Annotated in this window: 5 protein-coding genes; 3 read left to right on the top strand and 2 right to left on the bottom strand. The window is 71.0% G+C overall.

Going from position 1 to position 7,498, the window contains the following annotated elements; genetic code table 11:
- Positions 1-289: 289 nt before the first annotated feature.
- Together VFE05_19610 and VFE05_19615 are read right to left on the bottom strand one after the other, a co-directional pair.
- On the bottom strand, positions 290-1,900 hold the full coding sequence (locus VFE05_19610) for a hypothetical protein (GenBank protein ID HET6232291.1): 1,611 nt from the start codon (positions 1,898-1,900) through the stop codon (positions 290-292).
- Positions 1,901-2,296: 396 nt separating this feature from the next.
- Positions 2,297-2,878 carry a class I SAM-dependent methyltransferase gene (locus VFE05_19615; protein HET6232292.1) on the bottom strand — a complete coding sequence of 194 codons (582 nt, stop codon included), beginning with the start codon at positions 2,876-2,878 and terminating at the stop codon, positions 2,297-2,299.
- An 876-nt stretch (positions 2,879-3,754) separates the two neighbouring features.
- Here VFE05_19615 and VFE05_19620 point away from each other — a divergent pair.
- From VFE05_19620 to VFE05_19630, 3 genes are all read left to right on the top strand, one after another.
- Entirely contained in the window at positions 3,755-5,428 is a 1,674-nt protein-coding gene (locus VFE05_19620; GenBank protein HET6232293.1) for a toll/interleukin-1 receptor domain-containing protein, read from the top strand.
- Between the two features lie 104 nt (positions 5,429-5,532).
- Positions 5,533-6,792, top strand: coding sequence for a hypothetical protein (locus VFE05_19625; protein HET6232294.1), 1,260 nt, complete (start codon positions 5,533-5,535; stop codon positions 6,790-6,792).
- Between the two features lie 64 nt (positions 6,793-6,856).
- The coding region (locus VFE05_19630) for an Ig-like domain-containing protein (protein HET6232295.1) at positions 6,857-7,498 on the top strand (642 nt) is incomplete at its 3' end.

A 7,498-nucleotide genomic window follows, 5' to 3' on the forward strand; every position in this document is an offset into this window, starting at 1 on the left:
CCATCGGTAGCAGCCCACGCCGGTGGGCTTCGTGCCGTCGTAGCCCGCGGCTTTAGCCGCAGGGCGATGCTGGCCGCACCGATTCTCCCGGATTTCGTATGATTCCGCTGATGTTTCACCACGTGTCCCCGTGCTTCGGACGGCCCATTATCAAGCAGTTGATGTCGTCGCTGCAAACGACACCCCTCCGATGCCGGGATGCGCATCGGAGGGGTGTCGTATCTCGATCTTCGATCTTCGCCCGGTAAGGCTCCCGGCGCGCCGGGCCTCTCCGTGCGGGACGACCGGCCTACGGCTTCTTCCGGGCGCCAGCCGCGGGTGTGACGGAGGCATTGGGCGCCGATGGGCGACCCGCGCCGGGCGTCTGCCGCGGGGTGGCGGATTGGGTGGCGGCCCGGTTCCCCGGGTTGCCGAAGATCTGGAGCGTGGGGTGGCGGAAGGGCACGTTCGCGCTCCGCGGCATGCTCTTCTGGCGGCCCACGTCCGCCAGCATGTCCTCGCCGGTGCGCTGCTGCGCCATGCCGAGCAGGAAGCTGAAGTCGGCGAAGACGCTCTTGTTGCCGTTGGTGGTGTCGGCCAGCGTCTGCGCGTACTGGTGGCAGCCCAGGCACGACGACGTGGTGGGGATGTAGCTCTCCAGCACCGTGTTGCGGAGCGTGTCCGGCACCGCCACCAGCGACCGCTCGCCGGACATCCACTGCGACCCGATGAGGTGGTAGTGCTCCCACACGGTGCCCTTCACGCGCGCGTGCCAGGTGGCGTTCACCGTGTCGGTCTCGCCCTTCGGCACCTGCACGCGGGTGATCTGGTTGCCGTACTTGCCCTGCACGGCGTACCGCGCGGCGTACGGCGGCGTGGGGTTCCACAGGAACGTGCTGTCGCCCGTGCCCGCCAGGTGCAGCGAGTCGTTGCGCACGCAGGTGGTGCAGGCCGCGTTGTAGAACGACCACCGCGGCTGGCTGGCGCCGCAGCTCGCGGGCGAGGTGGAATCCGCGCAGAGCGGGGCGTTGTCCTCTTGCTCGAAGGTCGACCAGATCCAGTCGCCGAGGAACTGGTCGGTCTTGTGGACGATGTGCATGCCCACCAGGCCCACCGTCACGTTGAGGCAGAGCGAGTCGCCGTTGGCGCTGTTCCGGGGCGGGACGTAGATCACGCCGTGGCGGCGGAAGTAGCGCGTGCTGTCGTCGTTGCTCTGCAGCACGCGCCAAGCGGCCTTCACCTCGATGGCTCCCTCGGTGCCCTTGGTGCGGCCGGCGGGGAAGACGAGCGCGGTGTCGGCCGTGTCGGCGGCGAACTGGCCGCGGGGGGTGTTCAGGAGGTGCGAGCGGAGGTAGGTGGCCTCCTCGCCGTTTATCTTCTTCTCGTACACGGCGAAGTTGAGGTTCGCGTCCATCAGGGGCCCGCCCACCGCTTCGTCGTAGTCGCCGTCCGGGTCCACGACGTCGCCGTTCTTGGCCATCGACCCCAGGAACTTCTGCCCCGGCGGCACGCTGCATGGATGGCGGTTGCCGGGCGCGGAGTACACCTCGGCCGCGTCCAGGTACGTCTCCCACACGCGCGGAGAGGTGTCGTCGGAGAACTGCGGGACGACGCCGCTGGTTCCCGCCGCCGGCCAGTTGAGCGCCACGAAGGTCTGCCACGAGTAGACGTCGAACTTGGCCTGCGTGGCAGACACGAAGCCGGTGTAGCCGTTCGGCACCCGCACCACCACCTCGTGCGGCACCACGGGGCAGAGCTGGTCGATGGTGCTGTCCGCGCAGATCGGGTCGAGCGAGTCCGGGGCGGCGGCGACCTGTGCGTCCCCGGCCGCGCCGGACCCGGCGCCCTTGCCGTCGCACGCGGCGGAGGGGAGGAGCAGGGACAGCGCGAGCACCGCAACCACACCATGCGCACGTCTCATAACGCGTTCTCCTTTGGATGGAGAGGGTGGGGACTGCACGGAAGCGATCCGCGATGGCGTAAAAAGCGCACTCTCTCGGCACCCGGTCACTGCGGCGCGGCCGGGGTGACGCGACGAACGGACTGTCTGGATGGGGGTGATGGAGAGATACGGGAGAGGGCGCCCTTCCGTCCGCAACGACGGTTCGCGTCGGCAAATGTAAGTCGCGACGTGCGCGCCGGAAAGACTGGTGAACAGGCCGTGCACCCGGCACCGTCCCCGCCGGTGAGCGCGGGCGGACACGGTGGCCCCGGAGAGCGGAAACGTCGATGCACGTCCACGTGAACCTCCCCGACGCTCAGCCGCCGAGGATCGTCATCCCGCGCGGAGCCTGATCGGTGAACCTGTCGCCCAGCTTCAAATCTCCGTTGTCGGCGAGCCGGCGCCCGAGCGCGCGGCCGGACCGGAAGCGCGTGCGACGACGTAGCAGCGCCGGGTCTGCGCCTCGACCTCCGGATAAGCATCGCGCTCTTCGCGGCTCTCGACGGTGAAGCCGGCGGCGCGCAGATAGCCGTCCATCTCCTCTGCGGTGAAGAAGACGAAGTCGAGGTCCACCGGCTCGCCCCACAGCTCGTCGAAGTGGCGGACCTCGGCTCCGACGTGGAAGGCGAGCACGAGCGGCGCGTCCGGCCGCAGCACGCGGTGAAGCTCACGAAGGGCGGCGGCCATCTCCCCACGCGGCAGGTGGATGAGCGAGTAGAAGGCGACCGCGCCTGCCCACGACCCATCCCCGGCGTCTATGGCGATGACGTCGCCGGTGTCGAACGGGATTTCGGGGAAGAGCGTCCGCGCGTGCCGGACCATGGCGGAGGAGAGGTCGATCCCGCGGACGGAGACGCCCTGCGCGTGCAGGTAGGCGGCGACGTGGCCGGGCCCGCAGCCCACGTCGGCGACGGGGGCGGCGGTGCCGACGCGCGGCGAACCGGTCCAGGAACGCACGGTCGAAAGGCTTGTGCGCCAGCTCGCCCGCGATCCTTCGCGCGTACTCGTCCGCCACGCTGTCGTAGCTGGTGCGGACGGGCGAGGCGTCGAGCGGATAGGACATGGGGTTCCAGGAGTTCGGCAGTAGGTCGCGACGGAGACGATGGCTCAACTCCCCAGGCTACGGATTCCTGTTCGACGAATCGGACGTGCGTGGTGTCCAGCGCCCGCATCGCCCGGGCGGCTAAAGCCGCGGGCTACGACGGCGCGAAGCCCACCTTCGTGGGCTGCTACCGAGGGTCCGAGCCGCTTTGGCGAGACTCCGCGGAGGCAAGCCGATCCACTCGGATCCCGCGTGAGGCGCTATCCGCCGCTGACAATTTGCACCCGATCCGGGCCGGTCCGACAGGAGCAGCCCTTTCTTTTTTCCCCGGCTTGATCTCGATCTTCCGAATGCCGAGCGCACGGAGTGCGATCCGATGCAATAGGATTCGCTTCTCAACCGCTACGTGCATGACATGGGAGATTGCGGGTGGATCGTCAAATAGCTTTTCGGCATTCAGGCGGCAGGGTGTCGCGCTCCTACTGAGACACCGCTGCCCCACAGTTGCGGCGGGGCAGCAGGTCAGATCGTCCGTTTGTCACGGCGTACGCGGAATTCCGGGGGAAGCGCCAGGGTCTGAAAAATGCCTTAAACGGCGCGGGAGGAGATGCGCGGAACTCTCGCGCGGGTTCCGATCCACAGTGCACAGGGCGGATGCAGCCCAGATCTCATCGCCACCGGCTCCATCATATGTACCGGTAGCTCCCATCCGGCAGCGACATCCGCCACACCACCTCCGCTCGCCTCGGGCCGAACGCCGTTTCACGCGCAAGCGTCACGGAAGGTTGCAGATGCGGCACTTCGTCTTCATCAGCTACTCCAACACCGACAAGGCGGTGGCCGACACGCTGTGCGGCGTGCTGGAAGCGGCGGGCGTGCCCTGCTGGATCGCCCCGCGCGACGTGCAGCCGGGACGCGAGTGGCGCCCGTCCATCATCGACGCCATCCAGCAGACGCGCGTGATGATCCTGGTGTTCTCGGACGAGTCGAACCGCTCGCAGCAGGTATCGCGCGAGGTGGAGGTGGCGTTCGAAGAGGGGAAGACGATCATCCCGTTCCGTATTGCGGACACGGAGATGAACAAGAGCCTGCGCTATTGCATCAGCGCCACGCACTGGCTGGACGCGCTCACCCCGCCGCTTTCGGAGCACGCGGCCCGCCTGGTGAGCACCGTCACGCGCATGCTGGCTGAAGCGCGGCAGGTCAGCGCCGCCGCGGGCCTGCCGGACGAGTGGGCCGAGGCGATCCCCTCCGATGCACACGCCGAGAGCGCGCCGGCCGATTCGGTGGATGCGGGCCCTGCGGAGATGCCTGTCCTCCCCCGCGTCCCCGCCTCCCCAGCCGCCGAAGGTGCCGGAGCCGCCGCTCTTTCCGCGGGAGAGATCGATGCCGCTGCGCACGCGGAGCATGCGTCCGTTTCCGCGCCCACCGTCGAAGCGCTGGCCGTAGCTGAAGAGCGGATGGGCGAGGGTGGCACCGCGACGCACATCCGTTCCTTCCCGCGCGGCCGGAAGATGCGCGTGGCCGGCGCGGTGGCGGGGGGCGCGGCGCTGATGACGGTGGCCGCGGCGGTCTGGCCGCTCGGCGCACGAACGCGGACGGAAGCAGCCGCCACGGTGGCGAACACTTCCGCATCCCCCGCATCGCCTGCGGAAGACCGGGACCTAGCCGGTTCCCACAGCGCTCGGAAGGTGGCTAACGAACCGTCGGGAGATGCTGCCGTCCCGGCCGCCAGAGCCGGATCTGGCGCCGCGACCGCGACGCCGCAGCGCGGGGAGACGGTGTCATTGCCTGAACCGCCGCCCCCCGTCCAGCCCCCCGTCGAGCCACCCGTCCAGCCCCCCGCGCGGCCGCCGCTGTTGCCCCCGCAGCACGGGCAGCGGCTGAGCGCCGAGGCGAACTCCCGTGCGCCTGTTTCGATCGGTGAGGTTTTGGGGCGGTCCGCGGCTTCTCCGCACGAAGGAACGATGGCAGCGCTTCCGCAGCGCGAGCGGCTTGCTCCGACGGTTGCTCAGCGCGTGTCCGCGGCGGCGGCGGGCGTGGCGATGCGGAGTGCCGCGGTCGCGCCGTCCGTCGCCGCCCGTGCGCCCCCCGCCCCCGGCGCGGCGGAAGCGATGCCCGCCCGCGACGCGGCCGAGGACGCGCGCGCCATCCAGCGCACGGTGCGCGACTTCGCGCAGCTGCTGGAGTCGCGCGACGCGGGGCGGATCGCGAACGCCTATCCGGCGGCGGGGGAGTGGGTGTCGCAGTGGAGCGACTTCTTCCGCATGGTGCGCCGGCTGCGCGTGAGCGTGATCGACGCGGGCTCGCCCGCGGTGGACGGCGACGCGGCGCACGTGGACTTCGCGGCGCGCCTGGAGTGGGACGACGACGCCGGCACGGGGCAGCACCGGCCGCAGCGCTTCAGCGCGGGCTTCCGCCGCCAGGGCGGCCGCTGGGTGCTCACGCGGCTCGACGGCAGGTAGACGGCGCATCCCCCGCCGCGCATCGGCCGTGGCGCCGCGGACAGGCGAGAAGAAATCGTCGGTGCGGTCTCATCCCCATCTACATCATCTTCCCGGAAACCTTCATGCGACGCCTCGGCCCCTTCGTGCTCGCAAGCCTGATGACGGCGTTTCCCGTTCCCGCATGGCCGCAGACGCTGAGCGACCAGGTGCGGGAGATGTTCACCTTCGGCAACTGCGGCGAGCCGCTGTGCCTGAACGTGGTGGGCCACGGCGACCACTTCATCCCCGACGTGGTGCAGGGGCAGGACAACATGATCGGGTTCCTGGGCAGCTCCATCGGGATCAGCGTGGCCAACGTGCCGGTGAGCGCGGGCAGCGGCGGGGCGACCTTCACCTTCAGGAACGGGGTGCCGGTGAGGACGTCGGTCTCGTCCGGCCCCATCCTGGGCGAGCGGGCGCAGACCATCGGGCGGGGGCGCTTCCTGGTGGGCGGCACGCTCAGCTCGTTCCACTTCACCACCCTGCGCGGCATGCCGCTGCGCGACCTGGAGTTCAACTTCAAGCACTCGAACGTGGGCGACCCGGCGTTCGGCACGCCCGCCATCGAGAACGACGTGATCCAGGTGCACGCGGACATGGCGGTGGACCTGTGGGCGGCGTCGGTGTTCGTGACGGCGGGGGTGGGCGACCGGGTGGACGTGGGCGCGGTGCTGCCGCTGCTGCGCCTGTCGCTGCGCGGGCGGAGCAGGGCGGAGATCCTGCCCTTCGGCAGCGACACCCACCACTTCGACGGCGGGCTGGACGAGGCGCAGGCGTTCGCGGAGGGCTCGGCGCGAGGGGTGGGCGACCTTGCGCTGCGGGCCAAGGCGACGGTGCGCCGCACGGCGCGGTCCGGCGTGGCGGTGCTGGCCGACGTGCGCCTGCCCACGGGCGACGAGAAGAACTTCCTGGGCGCGGGCGCCGCGAGCGTGCGGGGCCTGGCCATCGTCTCCGGCCGCCTGGGCGCGTTCTCGCCGCACTTCAACGGCGGCTTCCTGTACCGTGGCGGCCACGCGCAGAACAGCGCGGTGCTGGCGACCGTGGGCTTCGACCACCTCGTCAGCCCCGCCGTGACGCTGGCGGGGGACGTGGTGACGGAGTGGCAGGTGGGCGCCAGCCGGCTGAAGATGCCTGGCCCGCTGCGCTTCACCATCCCCACCAGCCGGACGCTGGAGGCGACCAACATCCCCGACTCGCGCGACGACGTGGTATCTGCCGCACTGGGCGTGAAGGTCGTGCTGCGGCCGGGCATGGCGGCGGTGGCCAACACGGTGATGCCGGTGATGGAAGGCGGGCTCCAGCCGCGCGTGGCCGTGTCGTTCGGGCTGGAAGCCAGCATGTAGCCCGCCTCCCGCGAATCCGACCCCCGATCCACGTCGTCCCGAACCGCCGCAAAGGGAGGTGCCGATGCGCTCCCGTCTCGCCTCCGCCTCCCGCGCGGCGCTGCTGCTGGCCCTCACCGCGGTACTCGTGGCGTGCGACCGAACGCTGACGGACGCCCCGCGGCCCGCGATCTCCACGGCGGACACGACGCTGGAGGTGGGCGAGGCGGCGCAGCTGAGCGCGCGCGGGTTCCAGGCCGATCCGGCGTGGACGAGCAGCGACACGGCGGTGGCGAAGGTGCTCTCCACCGGCTACGTGACCGCGATGGGGCCGGGCACGGCGACGGTGACCGCGGCGGGCCGCGGGCGTACGGCCGCCGCCGCGGTGCACGTGCGGCTGCCGCCCACCATCGCCCCTTCTGCATCGACCGTGGCATTCGCGGCGTACACGGGCGGCAGCGACGCGGCGGCGCAGAGCGTGGCGGTGGCCAACGCCGGCGGATCGCCGCTCACGGGCCTGGCGGTGGAGACGGCGTACGCGGCGGGAGGGCCGGCGGACTGGCTCTCGGTGTCGCTGAGCGCCACGGCCGCGCCCGCCGTGCTGTTGCTCCAGCCGCAGACGGGGCGCCTGGCGGCGGGGACGTACCGCGCCACGGTGCGCCTGGCGTCGCCGCTGCCGCGCGTGGCCGAGGCGCGCGTGGCGGTCACGTTCTCGGTGGGCCCCGCG

This window comes from Longimicrobiaceae bacterium, assembly GCA_035696245.1.
Taxonomy (GTDB): domain Bacteria; phylum Gemmatimonadota; class Gemmatimonadetes; order Longimicrobiales; family Longimicrobiaceae; genus DASRQW01.